Here is a 20,879-nt window from a genome sequence, read left to right as displayed (position 1 = left end):
TACTGTTTCTTTTTTACAAATGTAATAAAAGGAATATTTCCTGTCAAATTTCTCTACGGTCTACGCATGCATTTCCTCTTTCCGTTCCTTTTGTATGATTGAAACAAGTTCGGTAGCCCGTTGGGTAATGGCTTCTAATTCATCGGCCGCCCACCCGTGTTTGACATTCACTAACGAGCCTCCAATACCAGCCACATCTGCCCCTGCTTTTATATACTCTCCGACCGTTTCTCGGTTTATCCCTCCTGTTACCATTAGAGGAATATGAGGGAGCGGATCTTTTAAACTTTGAATATACTTTGGCCCAAAGACATGAGCCGGAAATATCTTCACCATATCAGCCCCCTGTTGAAACGCAGTGACGATTTCTGTCGGCGTCAGTCCACCGGCAATACTTATAGCTTGATGCTGTTTTGTTGCCTTAATCACATCGACAGAAAGTGACGGTGAAACGATAAATCGTGCTCCCGCAAAAATAGCTTGCTGCGCTGTCTCGGAATCAAGCACCGTCCCAGCTCCGATAAGCATATCGTTTAATTCATTTGTAGCCTTTTCCAGTGCTGCTAGGGCTTCAGTGGTTTCCATCGTAATTTCAATGATTGGAATCCCTCCCTGACGCAGGGCAGAGGCAATCGGGAGAATATTGTCCACTGTCGCGCCACGGACAACAGGCACGATGCCAATTTTTTTGATCGTTGTCAATACATCCATAAAGATCTTCCTCCTTCTTACCGGGTGACATCTTCCCCTTGGCGGTCAATGAGCCGCTTTACTTCATCCCTCTCCGGCATCCCGTCCACATCGCCTTCAACCATCGTTACTAGCGCCCCGACTGCATTCCCCCGTCGGACAGCCTCGGTCAGACTGAGTCCATCAAGCAATCCAGATAACAATCCAGCTGCAAATCCGTCACCAGCACCGACCGGATCAATAATCTGCTCAACAGGAAATCCAGGAACATATTCATTTGCACCGCTTGTAAAATAATGTGCTCCGCTTGCACCAAGTTTAATGACAACAAGCGATGCGCCAGCATCGAGCACCCGTTCCCCCCACTCTTCAATCGATCGATCACCGAACAAAAACGCAGCTTCACTAACCCCAGGGAGAACGATATCCGATTGAACAGCAATACGAAGAAGCATCTCTCTCGCTTCATTTGCTTCGCGCCACAGCTTCAAGCGCAAATTCGGATCAAAGACAATTTTCACTCCGTGACGGCGAGCCATGGCAATTGCCGCCAAAATCGTTTCTTGGCAGCTCCTGCTTAGCGCTGGAGTAATCCCGGTAATATGCAAATACTTCGCCTTAGCGATATATTCCTCATCCAAATCATTAGGCGTCAACCGGCTTGCCGCCGATCCCCGGCGATAGTAATACACCCTAGTATCGCCTGGACGTCTTTTTTCCTTAAAGTAAATACCGGTTGGCGCTTCCAGATCGGCTTTCACCTGGCTGACATCCACGCCTTCACCTTGCAGAAAAGACAAAATCGCTTTCCCAAACTCATCGTCTCCCACTTTGCTAATCCAACCGACTCGATGGCCTAAGCGGGCAAGGCCGACAGCCACATTCGATTCCGCACCGCCGATTTGTCTTGTAAAGGTGATCGCCTGCCTCATGAATCCACCGCTTGTCGGTGTCAATACGGCCATCGATTCCCCAATCGTGACGACGTCCATCTCATCCCTCCGCTGCAACGATTTGTTGTATATCATTCAGATGAAGAATACGATGTCATTTCACTATCATCTAAGCCGATATAGGTGCTTGTTTCATCCCGAACCTGCTCAATCTCGATTAACGTCACTTCATTTTTTGTTAGAATAATAGATAAGTGAATCATGCCGTCTGTTGCCTTTCTCTGCTCCGTCATCACATGAGGCTGCGCTACTTGTCGAAGCGTTTCCACTGCTTGTCGATTCGGAAAGCGAGGCCGCCCCATCTGCTTCCAGACCCTCCACGGGTTCCCGTACTGTTCATTAACCGTTTGCCGTTTGATAAATGCGATTGAAGAAAACGGAACTGGGACGACGAGTTGCACTTCTTTTGTAAATCCTCCTCCTTTTTCCATTACTAAATTCCAAATCACCGCGGCAATCGATCCATCTTTTCGCCTTGTCACAATCATCTCTGCATCCCGGTACAACACTTCGTCGCCTAGCGCATTAAAGAACATAAACGTGTGAAACGTCGGTTTTGGAATCGAATGAAGCGCTACTAAACCGAATCCACCGTGGAACAATGCTTTCGGAACGTCCATCTCCTCAAATACATCACTGAACGTCCAATACGAAAACGAGTCAACGTACTCTCCACCCTCGCTCAAAACACGGGCGATGTACGCGGCATTGAGCGCTGTGTCATGAATCGGGTTGATCGGACTGTAAGATGTATTATATTCCGTAATATGCAACGGCAAATGCGGGAAAGGCGACTGACGGATTAGCGCGCGAACCGTTTTGAACTGCTCCAACATATCCTCAGGCGGTTCGAGCTCTTGATAGTAATACTCAAACGTTTTTTTATGCGGTGCCTTCGATGTATAAGCATGACGGCTGACAAAATCAACAGGAACCTCCCGTTCGGCACAGAAATGGAGAAAGTCCATAATCCATTCATCACTTCCTCCGCAAATGGCTGGTCCCCCTACTTGCAGATATGGATCTACACTTTTTACCGCTCTTGCTGTTATTTCATACAGCTTGAAATACTCTTCCTTATCAGCGTCTTTCCAAAAGTTTACTAAATTCGGTTCATTCCATACTTCAAACGGCCACGTTCGCACTTCCTCAACTCCATATCGCTCCACGAAATGAGAAACGACCGCTACAATGAGGTCACGCCACTTGTTATAATCGTTTGGAGGCGTAACGTTACCTTTCCAATAAAAAACGGTTTGATCTCCCGATGCAAGCGCGTTTGGCATAAATCCAAGTTCAATAAACGGCCGGATATTCAAAGCTAAATACGAGTCAAAAATTCGATCGATGTACGTAAAGTTGTAAAACGGCCGGATTTCCCCGTTGATTTCGACTTCCCGATAAATTCCGACATCATCGGAGAGCAAACCATGGCCGCGGATGTATTGAAATCCGATTTTCTCTTGCACGAGCTTTAAGTGATCAAGATATTCCTTTTGCAAGGCAAGACCCAGTCGCCCAGTACCAACACAAAACTTCCAGTTCTTTTTAAATCGCATTTGCCCGCTATTTGGCACTTTCACGACCTTCATCCGCTCCCCCTCCTATTCATCGATAAATTTTCCGCCCATATTGGTCAGCAATCCCCGACTTACGGTAAAAGTATGTGTTGATGACATCTCTCCATTCTTTGGCATGCTCAATTTGAAGAATGAGTCGATTTAACACATCAGTGTACCGTTTTTCATCAATTTTTCCTTTTAGCTGTTCCCACCGCTCCTTTAACCGCCTTGCTTGTTCCACCCCATCAAAGTGGGTGTTATAAATATGTTGGATCACTGTTTCGCCTGATTTTAACCGATGAGTATATGGAACATGATGGAAAAATAAGAGCAACTCATCAGGACACGTATCTAACGATTCATACATAGCTGCATTCTCTGGAAAGTATTGCGCTGTATACCCTGTCCCCGTCGCAACCGTCCGGTCTACTCCGATTCCATCACGGTCAGCATAGTGGTACGTTCCCCAGTGTGAGTATTCATATCCATCCACATTCGGTCCATAATGATGTCCCGGATTCACCATCCAACCAACACCGAGCGGAGCGGTATAGCTTTCGTAAATTCGCCACGAATCTAGCAACATCTGGCTGATCTGTTCGACCACTTGCGGATCATCTCCAAACGTTTGCACAATCCATTCACTCGTAATCTCTTCGGTCGACAAATCTGGATTCCAAGCAAGTCGCCCAAACCCGTATAAGTTGGCTTGCGCCAATGTATGCCCGGTCCAGTTCGGATCATCACCAATATTTGACACCCCGACCATCCCACTATATCGATAACCAAATAGCGAGCCGCCAATCACCTTCTTCACTTCTGAACCTTTTCCTTTAGCATACGTATCAAATTCCAGTACCTCTTTCCATTGTGGAACGAGGTAGCATAAATGCTTTTGTTGACCGGTATATTCTTGAGTGATTTGCACTTCTAGAATTTGATTCGTTTTCGGCATGGCTCCGAATAACGGAGAAACTGGCTCCCTTACTTGAAAATCCATTGGACCGTTTTTAATTTGCAAGATGACATTCTCATGAAACTGTCCATCTAACGGCTGAAAGTGATCATATGCCGCTTTCGCCCGGTCAGTTGTCCGGTCACGCCAATCTTGCTGACAGTTATAAACAAAACATCTCCACACGACAATACCACCAAACGGTGCCAATGCTTCTGCCAGCATGTTTGCTCCCTCGGCATGATTACGTCCATATGTAAACGGGCCAGGTCGAAACTCAGAATCTGCCTTGACTACAAAACCTCCAAAATCAGGGATATAGCGGTAAATGCGTGCAACGGTCTTCTTCCACCACTGCTGTACATTTGGATCAAGAGGATCCGCGGTCGAAAGCCCTCCGATCTCTATAGGGCTGGCATAGTTAATGCTCAAAAACAGTTTGATGCCATACACCCGAAAAATATCAGCCACTTTCGCCACTTCTGGCAGCCACTCTTCCGCAATTAATTTTGTCTCTAGTTGGTGAACGTTCACATTATTGATCGAAATGGCGTTAATACCAACTGAGGCAAGCAACCGGGCATAATCTTTGATCCGCTGTTTTTGTTTCACAAACTGACCATCAGCAAAGAAAACCGACTGTCCCGCATACCCGCGTTCTATGCTGCCATCCATGTTGTCCCAATGATTGATCATTCGCAATTTATTTTTTGGTTGCTCAACGATCGACAAATTGTGTACATTCTTTTTCATTTGCAACAGACGGAGGAAATGAAACACCGCATACAACACACCTTTGTCTGTCTTCCCAGCAATGTAGATACGTGATTGTCCATCGTGGACATCTGATCGGATGACATACCCTTCTGGATGAATAAGTGCTGCCCTCTCCCTGTCGAGCGATTGCTGTTTTAGCTCCTCATCGTCAAGTGTTCCAAGCCAAATGAAGCTTGTTTGTTTCATCTCTGGCACCACCTGCGGCTCGAGGCCTAGCATCGATGTAATACCAATTCTTAACTCTTCCACCGCAGCGCCGAAGATCGGAGACTCTCCTTTTGCTACGATCGTTGTAAACACCAATTGATTATCTTTATACTTATCATTTTGCACATATCTTAGCCAGCAAGGTTCGTATTCCGTTGGCATGTTCACTTCCCCCTCTTATTCTTTTTCCGCTCCTAAGACAATCCCCTTGACAAAGAATTTTTGTACAAATGGATAAACGGCTAGCATTGGCAACGCAGCAATAAAAATTTGTGCTGCTTTCACTGTTCGTTCGGACAAGTTTTGTAATGTCTCTGCATCAACACTCATTTTAGTAAAGTCTTGTTGGACAATAATCGTTTGCAAAAAAGTGGACAACGGATAATGCTTGACATCGGACATATAAATTATGCCGTCAAACCATGAATTCCAATGGAATACCATTGTAAAGAGTGAAATCGTCGCAATCGCTGGCACAGAGATTGGTAAATAAATTTTCCAGAAAATCGTGAAGTGATTTGCCCCATCCATTAAAGCAGCTTCCTCAAGCGATTTTGGCACCGATGTACGGAAAAAGTTAATAAGCAAAATTAAGTTGAACGAGCTGACCGCAGACGGCAAAATGAGCGCCCAAATCGTATCAGTCAATCCGAGCTTTGTCACAACCATATAGGTCGGAACAAGCCCACCATGGAACAGCATAGTAAAAACGAAAAACCACATATAAATTTTTCGTCCACGAAATGCTTTGTCGCTTTTGGATAACGGATAAGCTGCGCACAACATGACTGCCATGGAAATGGCCGTCCCTAATACGACCCGTAAAAAGGAATTCCAGAGGGAGCGCAAAAAGTTTTCGTTCCCGATCGTTTTTTCGTACGCATCAAGCGTAAAATCGACTGGCCAAAGCCCGACAAGATTGGCCGTTGCTGCTGCACTACCGCTAAAAGAAACAGCTAAAATATGAATAAGAGGCAAAATACAAAGCAAAGCAGCAACCGTTAAAAAAGTATAGTTAAAAATAGTAAATATTTTGTAGGACAAGCTTTTTTGATAATGATGATGCATATGCCTCCCCTCCCTTAAAAAATTTTATAGTTAGCATACTTATAGGCGAGACGATATCCTGTCACTACTAAAATAAAGCTAATGATCGATTTAAATAACCCAACGGCCGTCGCATAGCTAAAATCCCCGTTTAAAAGACCGACGCGGTAAACGTACGTATCGATAATATCACCCGTTTTGTAAACGAGTGGGTTGTACAAGTTTAAAATTTGATCAAACCCCGCATTTAAAATGTTTCCTAACGATAAAGTCCCCACAACGATGATAATCGGCAACATGGAAGGCAAGGTAATGTAAATGGTTTGCTGCCAACGATTCGCCCCATCAACAATTGCAGCTTCATACAATGATGGATTAATTGAAGTAAGAGCAGCTAAAAACACGATCGTATTAAACCCACATTCTTTCCAAACATCAGTCACGACAACAACTGTGCGAAACCAATCATTATCACCGAGAAAGAAAATCGGCTCAATACCAAATAATGCCGTCAGCACGCGATTGACCATGCCCCCTTCTGGGGAAAGCATATCAATCAAAATACCGCCTAAGATAACCCAAGACAAAAAATGCGGTAAATAAACGATCGTCTGGACAGTCCGTTTAAACTTCATTACATATATTTCATTCAGTAGTAAAGCGAACGCAAGCGGTATGGCAAGATTAAAAATGATTTTCAAAGTGGAAATTACAAGTGTATTCCATATCACTTGACGAGCATCTTCATATTCAAACATCGTTTTAAAATGTTCAAGGCCAACCCAAGGTGAATGCAAAAAACCAAGCCACGGCTCATAATCTTGAAATGCCATCACTAATCCAAGCATTGGAATGTACTGAAAAACGAATACAATGACAAGGGCTGGAAGCAACATCGTATGCAACTGCCATGTCCCTTTCAACTTCCATTGTTTCCGCGTTCCAACCGCCGCTGTTTGCTGTTTTAGATCTACTGTCGGCTGCATTATTTCCTCCCCCTTTCTCTTCGTTCAAAGCGCTTTTCCCAAGCATACCCATATTAAGAAAAGATAGGTGCAGACACCGATTGTCATAATGGATTATGCCAACCATGTCCGCACCGCTATACCATGCTCTTTTACTTTTCTCCTTTCACTGATTGATACCATTCGTTCACTTCTTTTGTAATCTCTTTACCGCCAGATTCTTCCCACTTTTTCACGAAATCATCAAATGCACTGAGAGGAGCCCGGCCATAAATAATGTTGGCAAACGTCTCACGCTCCATTTTCGTTAGGAATTCAAAGCGTTTTTGCATTGTTTTTGTCGGCGGTCCAGTAAATTCATTTTCGATGCGGTATTGGTTTTGCTGATTAACAATTGTTGCTGCCTTCATAAAAGAATCACCTAAGGAGACGATTCTTGTGTACTCATAGGCGTTTTTAGGCTCGCGTTTTGTTGTATACAATTCTTCAACTAGATCATAAAGCATGTATGGAACCGTTGGAATTGCTTCTGTGATAAAATATGCACCTGGATCCAGTCTCCCGTTTGGGATTTCCTTATCATCATAAACAGGCTTGCCGTCCTTCATTACATAGTCATAGCCTTCGGCTAATCCATATTTGAAGTATTTAGAATCGTTATACACGTAGGCAAAGGCCTCATCTAAGTATTCAAAGAACTTGTCCATATGTTTAAAGTCTTTACTGAACAGGAACATCCCTGTAACAAGTCCCTCACCGCGCCGCCCAATTTTGCCGTCTGGGCCGCTTGGTAGCGGATACGGCTCAACTACAGCCCCTGGATTATTTTTCAATGCATCTGTGATCGGCCAGTCAGCTGCCCAAGGCGGGGCGGAAATAATCCCAGACTTCCCGGAAACAAAGCTTTCAATTGCCGTTTGTTCATCTAAAATACCTACTTCTTTATCTAAATATCCCTTTTTATACCATTCATTCAATTTTTCCAGAGCCTTTTTCATAGACGGTTGAACGGAACCATAGACCAAAGAACCATCTTCTCCTTTTGACCATGAACCGGGCACATAATTGCCGTAAGCGCCGAAAATAAAGCTGCCATCAGCAAGCCATGTCGCCAAGCCATTTTTGCTGGCTAGCGTTAAGCCGATCGTATCCTTTTTTCCGTTTCCATCCGGATCTTTGTTGACAAACGCATCCATAATTTTTTCAAGATCTTCGATCGTTTTTGGTGGCTGGAGTCCTAACTTATCGAGCCAATCTTTTCGAATCCAAAGTAACGAGTCCGAACCATTACCACCAGAAAAACGCGGAATCCCATAGCGTTTTCCATCAACCGTAGCCGGATAGAACGCCTCCGGGAACTGATTAAAAATTTTCTTCAATCTCGGAGATGCGTATTTTTCAATTGCCTCATCCACAGGCATCACTTTCCCGGAACGAATTAAATCGCTAATTAATTGTCCGTCGGACACTTTGAATACATCAGGTAACTTTTGGCCGGATGATAAGGAGAGACGAATCTTATTATGATATTGCTCGTCATTCGGGGCTGTCCACAATGTTTTCCATGTAATCCCTAACTCTTTTTCCGACCACCGTGTAATCGGGTTATTATTAAGATCTTCCCCATCACGAAATTTTGTATCATCTTTTAGCGTACGCACGGTTGTAATAGTAACTTTTCCATCTTTCGACTCGCTAGAGCTGCCTGATGAAGCTGATTCGTTGTCTGTACATCCCGCAAGCACTCCAGCTGTCAGCACGGTTACCGTTAAAGTGGTAAAAACCTTTTTTAACACCTTTCTCCCTCCAATCCCGTTTTCTAAATCCCCCTTACTCGCAACCACCATAAAGAAAAACGATATCGGTCTCTCTCTAAATAAATCCCCCCTTTCAAGCCTTAGATAGTAAGCGGTTTCAAACGAAATATTAATAAATTTAACCGAAGGCCCTGCTTTCCTGTGGTGTTTTTCAAATGGAGAAATATAGCAACTTTCCTTTTGTATGAATTGTACGCTAGCTAAAGGGATGGCCGTTTTTCACTAGCCTTGTAAACAACCTGCTTTTTCTCTTTTGGTCATACAAATTTGATTATCGGTCACAAAATTAACATTCTAGTATACTAGTTTGGAAATAATATCTCCTAGTTCGAAAAGGGCAAACATACCGTCTTACATAAAATTTGATTACTAGTAATACTAGTATACCAGTTTTATTTTGATTATAACGAAAAATCTTCCCTAATTCAACATTTTTCTGAAAGTTCCTTAATTATTATGGAAGAGGGGAACTAAACTCTATTTTCTCCCCTCTTCGCTATATAGTATGCTTTCAAAGCAACTAGAAGTTAGATACTCGCCACTCTCCAAAAAGCTGACTTCGGTTCGTGTTGTTCATCAAACAAAAATGGCCAGTTTTTTCTCCCTTGCACCGGAAAGTGATCGAGCCACGTATAGTCATCGGCCATTCCCCAAAATGTTACACTTTCAATTACGTCACGATACTCCTTGAATAGAGTGAAAATTTGTTCGTACCGCTCTGCCTGTCGTTCGATCATTTCGTTTGTAGGGGCAGCTAAGTCCTTGCGATGGTCGTGAAATTCAAACATAGATACATCAAGCTCCGTAATGTGAAGAACCACATCGAGAGACGCATACCGTTCAATGGCTGCTCGAATTTTTCGTCCAATGACGGGCGCGTCAGGCTCCAATGCGCCTGCATACCGATGCCGTGAATGGGAATCCCTTTGTCTCGCAAAGATTTAACTAGTGTATAGATCTTCTCGCGTTTTTTCGGAAAACATTCATTATAATCATTGTAAAACAACAACGCGTCTGGGTCGGCTTCATGAGCACAGAGAAACGCCTGTTCAATAAAATCGTCCCCAATGATTTGGCGCCACTTCGATGAACGCAACCATTCGCTCCCCTCGTCAGCCACCGCTTCGTTGACCACATCCCAGCAATACACTTTCCCCTTGTACCGCCGTACAACTGCGGAAATGTGGGACTTCATCCGCTCAAGCAACACATCCCTGCTGATGAAATGACCTTGACCATCCTGAAACACCCAATCCGGCGTTTGGTTATGCCATACGAGCGTATGCCCGCGAACCGCCATGTGATGGGAACGAGCGAAATCGACGATTCGATCGGCGATGTCAAACGTGAACCGCCCTTCTTCCGGCTGAAGGTGTTCGAACTTCATATGGTTTTCGGCTGTAAGGCTGTTGACGTGGCTAATCAACAGCTGTTTTTGTGATTCAATGGTCACCGGATTAACTGCCGCTCCAATGCGAAAGTCATTCGCAAATACTTCACGGAGGGAGGGGAGCGATTGACTCACGCTCATTCCCCCTCCTCAAGCCATAAAATGCTTGTCACGCCGCGCGGATAATATTTGCTGGCTTTAATTTCACCAGCGATGATTTGGTCACTCCAACTCCAAATCGAAAGCGTTGGATGAGTAAGCCATGCAACATGGGCAGCATCGGCCCGTTTGCCTTGTTCGTCCCACTCCCAACCTAACAGATGGCGGGCGATAAACTGGCATAAGTAAATTTTGCTCAGCCACGAGTTGTTGCTCGTTGAGGAAATCTTCCATCCTCCATCCGGGAACAAACAAATTCCTTCCCGAAGCACATAACGCAAATGAGCGTTCAAGGCTTGAATATATTCTCCGAAGCGGCCGTCTTTGTTTAACGCCTCATGACAATTAGTGAAATAAGGGAACACAAGCCCCTCGATAGCTGGGATGATTTTGGAGTCGTTTCCTTCTCCCATGACAGCCGGGATGTACCCATCATCAGTCACATAGCTGACGATTGTCGCCGCACATTTTTCTGCCTGCTCTCCCGCCAGCGCGGCCAATTCTTCCTTGCCGACATCATGGAATAATTTCTCAAGCGCTACATAGGCTGCCCAACATTTACCTGCTAAATATAAATTGTTGCGGGCTTGGCCGAGGGAAACGTCCAAACTGTCATACGTCGTAATTTCCGCTCCGCCCATCGTGCGAGTACTATCCAATCCCATAATGCCATTCCGTTTTTCCGGATCGGGATGATCGCGGCGAACCATGCTTTCTAGACACTGTTCTAAGATGGCAAGCCGCTTGTCGCGCCATGCCCAGTCTTTGGTTTGTTCAATGTACACCGCAGCGCAAAGCACCCAGTTGACGAGCTGTTCGTGCGTCATATGCGAGAAGCAACCGCTAAGGCCATATAGCTCGTATGACGAGTGGTGCGGGCGCAAGAACGTATTCGCTACTCCCATGTCATGAGTAAAACTGATGCCACCCGGATATTCTGTCTCTTCTCCCGGAAAACGAACACCATCCTCGTAACTATAGCGTTCGACATATAAGTCAAGGACATTTTTCACCGTCCATGGATTCATCTTCAACTCAAAAAACAGTTGGTCGACGGTCAAATCAAACGTATTCATCATGCGGTACTCGCCTTCGTTGACAACCCAAATCGGCTTTCCTTCATGCTCAAGCAGCTGTGTATTGCCGTAATAACTGCGAATGGCATGCGCCATCATAAACTTTTGATCATCGGAGAGCCATTCTTTTTCAATGAGTTCGTTCGAACGAAACGATTGCTCCTTCAGCACTTCTGCCTTCTCTAACGCATAAAGGCCGACTTCCTCAATATTATTAAAGAAACGAGTATAGAAATAAGAAGTATCCATTCCCGCTGTCACGTAACCGCCACGATAAAAACAAACAGCAAACTGATGCGTTTTCTTTTCACCCGCCGGAACATCGACAATTAACGCACCGACTTTTCCAAGCCCGAACGTCCAATTTTCTTCGAGCTGCGCCGTTAAAATATCTTCCATGCTAAAATGCAACGCGGAGCGAACATCCTCGTCTTTGGAAACGATGCCAACAATTCGCCCTTGCCCAACTCCGCACAGTTGCGGGCATGTCTCATCGATTCGCCGCATCGAAGTATACGGATCGGTGCCTTCGAACCCGAAAAACGCCCGCCGTGCTCTCGTTCCATTTGTATTATCAATCGTCATCTCAACGATTACAGCTGGAACCAACGCCAGCTTGAGTTCTTCCTCGTCCGCGGTTTCCGGATCTGGCACCGCTTTTACAGGAGAATAAATCGTAAACGTTAAATCTCCAGCCTTCCATGTATCTGTTGCCACATGAAATTCGCGTTGAATCTCCTCTTTGGCAAACGGGATTAAAATGTTCGGTTTTTGCGGATTCGGGTCGGGATTTTCAATGTCATACCGTTTACTTTCATCTTCTCCCGATGTCTCCCAAAATGGTAGAACGTGATATAATCCCGATTCATGTAACGATTCTACGCCAATAAATACGTTTTGCCGCGGTGGACGGGCGAGTTCGAGATCCAATCCCCCGCTTTTTCCCGGAAACCCTAATGTGAAGCTGGAAAACGCTCCAACCGGTGAATGGTGGGCGTTAAAAAATAGATTGTTTGGCATAATCATTTTTCTCTCTCCTTTTCTCCTCTTTATCCTTTTATCACGCAAACAGCATCATTTTAATAGCAATCGATAGAATGTTAATTTGGTAGAGGGATCACCTAGATTATTTAATCCATCGTCTGCAACTGTAATAACTCGCTGATGGTGACAAATTCATATCCTTGCAACCGCAACTCTGAAACGAGTATTTTAACAGCTTGGATCGTTTGCGAACGATCCCCAAATCCATCATGGAAAAGCAGGATGCTTCCATTTTTTATATGATTGCGGGTCTTCTGAACAATATAATCGACACCAGGTTGCTCCCAGTCTAGCGCATCAGTATTAAGAGCACCAATCATCTTATAGCCGAAATGATGGCACATTGACATAACAGTTTCATTATAGTCAAGATAGGGTGGACGGAAGACAACAGCCTTTCTTCCAGTCATAGCGGCAATCATTGCATCCGTTCGCTCCATCTCTTGCAAGCAGTCATCTTCATCTAAAGAGGTCAGTCTAGCATGCGAATACGTATGATTGCCAATTTCATGCCCCTGTAATTTGACAGCTTCTACAATTTCGGGATGTTCCTCCATATGACGCCCAATCATGAAAAAGGTCACCTTTCCCGCTATCTTCTCAAATATATCTAGCACCTTTAACGTATAAACCGGATTTGGTCCATCATCGAACGTTATGGCGACCACCTTGCGAGGCGTCTCAACATGTTCAATCATTTCCAATCTAGACATGCCATCCTCCCATTTATTCAGCTATGCCAAACCGATACATCGTCGTTGATACCCGCTCCTCATTTGCTGACAGTACCCAAGACGGAAACTGTGCATGGTGAATCGCATCTGGCAACCCTTGGGTTTCAAGGCAGATGCCCAAATATTTTCGCGATGGCGCACCGTTAAGATCGAGCCCTTCCGGCAATTGGTTTGACGTGTACACCACCACACCGACTTCATCCGTCTCGACTGTCAACATCCTCCCACTCTCGTCGTCATAGAGCACAATTTCTTTGTCATGATGCCGGTCAAGCCAAAACGGATGATCGTATCCTTGCCCGACAAGTTCAATTTGCGGATGTCCCGATTCGACTGCCTCTCTTACTCTCTTTCCTTGACGCAAATCAAACGGTGTGCCGGCGACATCGATGACTGCTCCGGTTGGAATCAATTCCTTATTCAACTCTAACACGCGCGAACTTTGGATCGTTAACGTATGGTCCAAAATATCCCTTTTTAAGTTACCGCTTAAGTTAAAATACGTATGATTTGTCAAGTTGAACAATGTCGTTTGGTCCGAATGGGCTCGATAGGTGACGATCCATTCGTTGTCATTATTAAGCCAATACGTCACTTGAACATTCACTGTTCCAGGATATCCTTCTTCCCCGTCTGGACTCGTATAGGAAAAGATCACCCCGACCCCATTGTCGCGCTGGATGGGCTCCGCCTCCCAAAGTACGCGGTGGAATCCATTCGGACCGCCATGCAGATGGTTGTTGTTTTCGTTTTTCGCTAATTGATACGTGACGCCATCAAGTTCAAAGCTAGCCCCTTGAATACGTCCTGCTACCCGGCCGATCACCGCCCCAAAGTAAGGGGTATTCGTCAAATATGGATCAAAGTCGTTAAATCCAAGTACAACGTTCTCGACGTTTCCATTCCGATCCGGGACAAGCAGTTTCGTCACAATGCAGCCATAATTCGTCGCCGATAGTTCCATGCCGCGGTCATTCATCAACGTGAACAAAAGAACGTCTTTTTCATGAAGTTGAGTCCATATTTTTTTGGAAATATCCAAAATTCCTCCCCCTTTCCCAACTGAGCAAAGCAATCCTTTCTACGTTTATACTGTGGTTAGAATAGTTTGTATATATCACAAACAAACTTTATATAACGACTCTTTACACAGACGAGTTGGCATGCGAAGTATATAGATGATATAGAAATAGAATCTTGAAAAGAGATAAACTTGCTGGCTAGAAATAACCCTATTTGCATACTCCCTACTGAATATTACCCTTTTACCGAACCAGCAACTAATCCCTCAATAATACGATCACTCAAGAACAAATAAACAATCAAAATCGGCAAAATACTGATCACTAGGGTAGCTCCAATGGCTCCCCAATCGGTTAAGTATTGCCCAACAAAGTTATTTACCCCTACTGTAATTGTTTTCCATTTCTCCGAACTAATGAACGTGTTCACAAACACGAATTCATTCCAATTGTAAATCATGTTAATGATGGCTGTGGTGGAAAGAATCGGTACAGTCATCGGTAATGTAATTCGGAAAAAGATTTTATGGATCGAGCAGCCATCGATAACAGCTGCTTCTTCAATTTCCCTCGGCAATGATTGGTAAAAACCTAATAAAATCATAATGGTAATCGGCAAGTTAAATGTCGTATACGAAAGAATAATAGAGACTGGATTATCAATTAAGTTAATTTTATTGTAAATATTAAATAATGGAATTAATGTCGAATGCAGCGGAATCATATAGGCGATCATAAATAAAGCTAAAACAACACCTTTCAATTTCCACTCCATTCTCGTCAATGCAAACGTAACAAAACTTGCTAGAATCAATGTTAACAAAACGGCAACAACGGTATACCAAACACTATTTAAAAAGTATTTGTTAATCCCTCCATCAAACCATGCATTGATATAATTCTCCCAACGTGGAGATTTCGGTAAAGCAAATGGCGACATTCCAAATACTTCCTGATTTGTTTTCAGTGACAACTGAAATAACCACACTAACGGGTATAGTTGAACAAGCGCTACAATGACCAATACGAAGTAAAGAATTCCCATTCCTATTCGTCTTAAGGGTGATTGGTGTTCGGATCTTGAGCCGCTCTTCCCTTTCATTGTAAATTCCCCTTTTACTCTTTATTTGTTCTTAGCATTTTTTGAATCATCCATGTTGTTCCCATACTAATGATCAATAGTCCAAAGCCAATCGCACTCCCATATCCGAAATTAAATTTTCCAAACGCCTCTTTGTACATATAGGAAGCAATCACTTCTGTAGCATGGCCGGGCCCGCCCCCCGTCATGACATAAATGAGGTCGAAATATTTCAAGGAACCAACAACAGCGAGAATAGTTAGCACTTTCAGTACTCCCGAAATAAGGGGTACTTTAATTTTATAGGCAATTTGAAATGCATTTGCTCCGTCAATTCTTGCTGCCTCAATAAGCTCTTGAGGAACATTGATTAATGCTGCATAAATAATAATGATATAAAACCCGGCATATTGCCAGACAATGGGAACAAAGATCGCATATAACGCCATATCAGGATCTGCTAACCAAAGTGGAGTATCCTTTATTCCAAACATAGACAACAAGCTGTTAATCAGTCCGTTCATGGGATCAAAAATTTTGATCCAGAGCTGAGCAATAGCGACAGACGACATCAGCATTGGGATAATGTAAATTTTTCTAAATAGATTAGCTCCCTTAATCTTGCTCGCCAATACTAATGATACAATCAAATAGCCAACTAAGCTCAGGACAGAAAATATCGCCAACAGGACGGAGTGCCAAGTGCTTTCCCAAAACAGCTTGTCATGAATCAGTTTTTTGTAATTTTCCAAGCCAATAAACTTCATCTGGCCTACCCCGCTCCAATCCATCAAGCCATAATATCCCGTTAATACAATCGGGATATAAATTAAAAACAAGACAAGAAGAAGCGACGGTAGGACATAAAGAACAATCGCTGTTTTATTGGACATAACATTTTTCATCGCCAATAACCCCTTCTCGGTTTACAAATGAGGGGGCATATGTTGCCACCCATGCCCCCAAAATTCTTGTTCACTTTATTTCTTTGCTTCCTCAGCGAGCGCTTCATCATGTTGCTTTGCAAATTCCTCCGGTGTTACTTGTTTACCAAACAGAGCCGTCATCAAATCGTGGTGCAATTCGGACACATTCGGGCTTGCTTGAGTGTCAAACCAAGTCGTGATATTTGTTGCGTTGTTAATATCATTTAAGACATCAAGATACATTTCTGGCACGTCTAATCCTTCCGTATTGACTTTCGTAGCCGGAAGAATGCCTGCCCCTTCAACCGAACGTTTGCCCCATTCTTTTACAAGAAACGCAGCGAAATCTTTGGCTTGTTCTTTATGTTTCGAATTTTCTGCAACAAACGCTCCTAACCCTGGGCCGCCGACATAGCTGTTCACATCTGTTCCTTTTCCGCCTTCGTACAGCGGGAATTTAAAATAACCGACTTTTTCTTTAAATTCTTTTGGAACATCTGGGCTTGTCGTAAAGTTCGGCAATTCCCATGTAGCCGTTAAGAACATTGCCGCTTTTTCGTTTAGGAAATAACCCTTGGCATCGTCATTCGAGAAGGCAGTATTTCCTTTCACGAAGAATCCCATATCGACAAGATTTTGAATTTCTTTCGCCGCTTTTACAATGGCTGGATCAGACATTTTTACTTTCCCATGAATGACGTCCGTCAAAATCGTCGGGCCACCAATCCGGTCAGCGAGGTACATAAACCACATTGATGCCGGCCATCCGTCCTTCGAACCAACCGTTGCTGGGATGATACCATTTTTAGCTAACGTTTTTCCGATATTTTTCAAATCTTCAAAGTTTTTCGGTTCTTGGAGACCATATTTTTTGAAAATCTCTTTATTGTAGAAAATATAAGTAATGTTCATTTCCATTGGCAGCGCATAAAATTTTCCATTAAACGAATACGATTCTGCTGTACCAGGTACAAACTGGTCTTTAAATTCTTTTTCTATAATATCATCTAACGGGGCAAACTGTCCTCCCGTTGCATACGGTTCAGCAAAACCGTTGGACCACGTCAACCCCACATCAGGCAATTCATTCGAAGCAGCCAACACTTTTAATTTATCCCGATATTGATCAGGATTTAACACTTCCACATCGATCACAACATTTGGATTTTTCGCTTCATAGTCTTTAATAATTTCTTCGACGAGATTATAGTAAGCTGTCGAACTTCCTTTCGGCCAATCATGCATAAACTTGAGATGGATTTTCCCGTCTCCCGATTTGTCCCCGCTTGCCGATTCACTCGACGAAGAGCAGCCAGACAATGCAAAACCGATCATAAGCGTAAATAAAACCAACAATGTTAACGCTTTCTTTTTCACTAATTTTGCCCCCCTTTTTGTTATTTAAAATTAATAAACTTGCTTACGAATACAGTGTACCATTGCAACAGGAGGCAAAAAAGGTAACAACGATTAGGGAAAGTACCATTATTTTCAGATAATTGAAACCCCTTTATTTTGCCGTTTTCGGTAGCTATTCGGCGTCTCTCCTTCCATTTCTTTAAATAACCGAATGAAGTATTTAGTTGTTTTGTATCCGCATTCTTCAGCAATTTCCGACACAGTCATTCTTGTCGTAATCAACAATTCTTTCGCTCGCTGCATTCTCCTTCTTGTAAGATATTCACTAAATGTCAGTTTCATTTGTTCTTTAAACAGCGTGCTAAAATAACTTGGGTTCAAATGGACATGTTCTGCTACATCTTTTAACGATAAGTCCTGCTTTAGATGGTGATCAATAAACTGAATGGCTTCCCGGACTGGTTCACGTGTTTGGCTACTTTGATCAAAAGCGTTTATCAATTTATCATCAATCACTTTTTCGATGACCCTTTCTCTCTCTTTCTTATTAGAAACATGTATGGCTTTTTCAATCGCATCGATCAACTCACTTTTTTTAATGGGCTTCAATAAATAATTCAATACACCAAGGCCGATGGCTTTTTGCGCATAATCAAAATCAGGATAGGCGGAGATGATAATCACAACGGGAGAAACTTCTTCTTCATTCATCCTTTCCAACACTTCAAGACCCGTGATCTCTGGCATTCGAATATCCGTCAATAATACATGTACCTTTTCTTGTTGTAAAATCGTTAATGCCTCCTTCCCATTGGAGGCTGTCATAATTCTATGTTTGCCAGAGGCCCACTTTTCCAACGCCCTTTTAATCCCCTCTCTCGCTCTTGGTTCATCATCTACGACTAAGATCGTCTTATCGTACATTACGTTTCACCTCCGTTAACAGGAATTTTCAGCGTTATCTTCGTTCCTTTGTTTTTATGGCTGCAAATTGTTATACTATCACTTATTTCCTCATTATAATAAAGCTGCAAGCGTTTTTTGACATTATGCAAAGCCATTCCCTTCCCACTTTTTGAAATAATATCACCAGTATCCATTGCCTGTTTGACAGCCTGCAGTCTTTCCTCGTCCATCCCGACCCCGTCATCCTCCACAACGATCTGTATATAACTATCTGAAGCTAGCTCGGCCGCTACCGTAATGGTACAAGAAGCTAATTGATTTTCCGAACCATGTACGACCGCGTTCTCAACCAATGGTTGAATTAAAAGCTTAGGGATTTTTACATGCTCTAGCGCCTCCGGTAACAGCAAACACCACTTTATGCGGTCACCAAACCGAAATTTTATAATTTCTATGTAATTCCCAATATGATCAAACTCTTCTTTCAACGTGACCCAATCGTCGTTTGAATTTCTACTGATAGTATAACGAAATAAATCCGACATCGAAACGACCACATCAGCTAAGTCTTCTTCCCCCTTTTCTTCTAAGGACCAACGCAACGATTCCAAAGTATTATATAGAAAATGAGGATTAATCTGTGCCTGCAACGCTTTTAACTCACTTTGGCTACGAATAATTTCTTTTTGGTATACCGTTTTAATCAGATGGTTCGTTTCCCTCACCAATTGGTTGTATGTGCTATTCAGTTCTCTTATTTCATTAACAGTGATCGTTTCCGGATCAATAGTTAATAATCCCTCATTAGCAAGTCGCATCGTTTTTGTCAAGTTGACAATCGGCTTTGTAATCATATTGGAAAGAAATAAAGAACATAAGAAGTAAATCACTATCCCAATGATACCGGCAAAAATAATTCCCAGACGGATGCCATTCATTCCCTTTGTAAGAGCACTAACAGGAGTTAATATAACAACGGTAAATCCTTTAGTAGAGGATTGCTTCGTCACCATATATTCAATCTGATTAATCTTTGTAGTTGACTGATGTTTCAAAGAAAGAACATCGATTGATTTTGAAAAGTTAGAAAAAATCGGATTCCACTCATGATCCAATACAAATAAATATTGTTGCGTATTTACTTCGGTAATTGAAAAATATGGTTTATTAATCCGGACCAATAAATAGCCGCCATTCTCAAAATTATGCTCGATCAAGGATATTCGTCTAATCGCCAAATAAAAATCGTCATTTTTCGGATCTTCTCCTATCCAAACCAACTTACCTTTCGCTTGTTCGGCTTCATGGATCCATTTTACATTGATACGCTGAAACATTTTAGTTGAGTCGTTCAGCGGAAAAATCTGCTTTAAATCTGTAGTATATAATTCAACTGAATAAACTCCTTCAGAGTTCGCCTGAATATTATTTACAATGCTTTTTAGTCCCTGTAACTCCGCAAACGTTACGCTCTTCCCTAAATACATTCGTTCAAATAGTTTTTGAACTTCGTGATTCGTCATAATAGATTTTGTTGCCGTATTTAACTGTTCAAACAGTGAATCAATCCTCCCGCTCGCCTCGACAGCTGTCTGCCTGATTTGATCTTCCGCATTATTCTTGATAAGTAAAGATACTTGTCTGAGGGTAATGATACTGACTATAGACAGTACGATGATCATAACAAATAAGAATATAACTAATATTTGATTCCGCAGCGTGTTCCATTTTTTTATACGATCTACCATAACGTTACGTACCTTTCTATAGTAAAATTGCCGTCCTACAAGTTATGATTAACACAACGTACGTTGAAATGTTAATTTCTCAACCGCACCTGTACCATCCAAGCATTCAATGTATAACTGTGACATCCTCCAACACTACGGAAAAGAGTTATAAAACAAAAATGCATCACTTCATCAGAAAGCTAGTTGCTTAAACTATGCTTATGTTAGATTGGTTGCTAATAATTCCACGCTCACGAGTCGAGTATCTTTCCGTTTTGGTTATACCTTACTTTTGCCTGAATAATTAAAGAGAACAGACTCTTCTAACTAAACAGTATAGTAGTTTTTAAATAGTTTGTATATAACCTAAACAAAGATTACATTTAAATTCATTATTAACCAATAAAAAAACGCTGGTTGAGATACACTCACCGATCTACTCAACCAGCGATTACATTTTTGCCCTCAGTTTTCGTTAA

At 42.8% G+C, this 20,879-nt stretch carries 15 protein-coding genes and 1 pseudogene; all 16 read right to left on the bottom strand.

Translation table 11 applies throughout. The features are described from left to right. Positions 1-60 precede the first annotated feature (60 nt). The 16 genes and pseudogenes from DSM465_RS0109700 to DSM465_RS0109625 all read right to left on the bottom strand — a co-directional run bounded on the left by DSM465_RS0109700 (position 61) and on the right by DSM465_RS0109625 (position 20,418). A complete protein-coding gene (locus tag DSM465_RS0109700) occupies positions 61-711 on the bottom strand; it encodes a bifunctional 4-hydroxy-2-oxoglutarate aldolase/2-dehydro-3-deoxy-phosphogluconate aldolase (RefSeq protein ID WP_029761245.1) in 651 nt (216 codons plus the stop codon). Between the two features lie 17 nt (positions 712-728). Then, positions 729-1,682 (bottom strand): sugar kinase, encoded by a 954-nt coding sequence (locus DSM465_RS0109695; protein ID WP_029761244.1) that lies wholly within the window; start codon positions 1,680-1,682, stop codon positions 729-731. A 32-nt stretch (positions 1,683-1,714) separates the two neighbouring features. Then, positions 1,715-3,235 (bottom strand): GH39 family glycosyl hydrolase, encoded by a 1,521-nt coding sequence (locus DSM465_RS0109690; RefSeq protein ID WP_008880070.1) that lies wholly within the window; start codon positions 3,233-3,235, stop codon positions 1,715-1,717. Between the two features lie 16 nt (positions 3,236-3,251). Then, positions 3,252-5,306, bottom strand: a complete 2,055-nt coding sequence (locus DSM465_RS0109685) for an alpha-glucuronidase family glycosyl hydrolase (protein WP_008880069.1) — start codon at positions 5,304-5,306, stop codon at positions 3,252-3,254. A 15-nt stretch (positions 5,307-5,321) separates the two neighbouring features. Then, positions 5,322-6,212 carry a carbohydrate ABC transporter permease gene (locus DSM465_RS0109680; protein ID WP_008880068.1) on the bottom strand — a complete coding sequence of 297 codons (891 nt, stop codon included), beginning with the start codon at positions 6,210-6,212 and terminating at the stop codon, positions 5,322-5,324. 14 nt (positions 6,213-6,226) lie between these two features. After that, positions 6,227-7,177, bottom strand: coding sequence for an ABC transporter permease (locus tag DSM465_RS0109675; protein WP_011887514.1), 951 nt, complete (start codon positions 7,175-7,177; stop codon positions 6,227-6,229). 131 nt (positions 7,178-7,308) lie between these two features. Beyond that, positions 7,309-8,952, bottom strand: a complete 1,644-nt coding sequence (locus tag DSM465_RS0109670) for an extracellular solute-binding protein (RefSeq protein ID WP_011887515.1) — start codon at positions 8,950-8,952, stop codon at positions 7,309-7,311. A gap of 548 nt (positions 8,953-9,500) precedes the next feature. Beyond that, positions 9,501-10,498 (bottom strand): annotated as a pseudogene (locus DSM465_RS18270) (endo-1,4-beta-xylanase). Between the two features lie 2 nt (positions 10,499-10,500). Then, positions 10,501-12,618: a glycoside hydrolase family 52 protein gene (locus DSM465_RS0109660; RefSeq protein ID WP_029761243.1), complete on the bottom strand. Its 2,118-nt coding sequence runs from the start codon at positions 12,616-12,618 to the stop codon at positions 10,501-10,503. 110 nt (positions 12,619-12,728) lie between these two features. Beyond that, positions 12,729-13,355, bottom strand: a complete 627-nt coding sequence (locus tag DSM465_RS0109655) for a polysaccharide deacetylase family protein (RefSeq protein ID WP_008880061.1) — start codon at positions 13,353-13,355, stop codon at positions 12,729-12,731. Positions 13,356-13,368: 13 nt separating this feature from the next. Further along, on the bottom strand, positions 13,369-14,418 hold the full coding sequence (locus DSM465_RS0109650) for an aldose epimerase family protein (protein ID WP_008880060.1): 1,050 nt from the start codon (positions 14,416-14,418) through the stop codon (positions 13,369-13,371). A 215-nt stretch (positions 14,419-14,633) separates the two neighbouring features. Then, positions 14,634-15,500, bottom strand: a complete 867-nt coding sequence (locus DSM465_RS0109645; protein ID WP_008880059.1) for a carbohydrate ABC transporter permease — start codon at positions 15,498-15,500, stop codon at positions 14,634-14,636. Positions 15,501-15,514: 14 nt separating this feature from the next. Continuing rightward, positions 15,515-16,384 (bottom strand): carbohydrate ABC transporter permease, encoded by an 870-nt coding sequence (locus tag DSM465_RS0109640; protein WP_008880058.1) that lies wholly within the window; start codon positions 16,382-16,384, stop codon positions 15,515-15,517. A 75-nt stretch (positions 16,385-16,459) separates the two neighbouring features. Beyond that, on the bottom strand, positions 16,460-17,782 hold the full coding sequence (locus DSM465_RS0109635; protein WP_008880057.1) for an extracellular solute-binding protein: 1,323 nt from the start codon (positions 17,780-17,782) through the stop codon (positions 16,460-16,462). Between the two features lie 114 nt (positions 17,783-17,896). After that, entirely contained in the window at positions 17,897-18,688 is a 792-nt protein-coding gene (locus DSM465_RS0109630; protein ID WP_008880056.1) for a response regulator transcription factor, read from the bottom strand. After that, positions 18,688-20,418: a sensor histidine kinase gene (locus DSM465_RS0109625; RefSeq protein ID WP_008880055.1), complete on the bottom strand. Its 1,731-nt coding sequence runs from the start codon at positions 20,416-20,418 to the stop codon at positions 18,688-18,690. Before DSM465_RS0109625 ends, DSM465_RS0109630 begins: the two co-directional genes overlap by 1 nt. Positions 20,419-20,879 lie beyond the last annotated feature (461 nt).

Origin of the sequence: Geobacillus thermodenitrificans subsp. thermodenitrificans DSM 465 (genome assembly GCF_000496575.1) — a bacterium.
Taxonomy (GTDB): domain Bacteria; phylum Bacillota; class Bacilli; order Bacillales; family Anoxybacillaceae; genus Geobacillus; species Geobacillus thermodenitrificans.
Note: the sequence above shows the minus strand (reverse complement) of the source record. Positions and strands in the feature narration are given on the sequence as shown.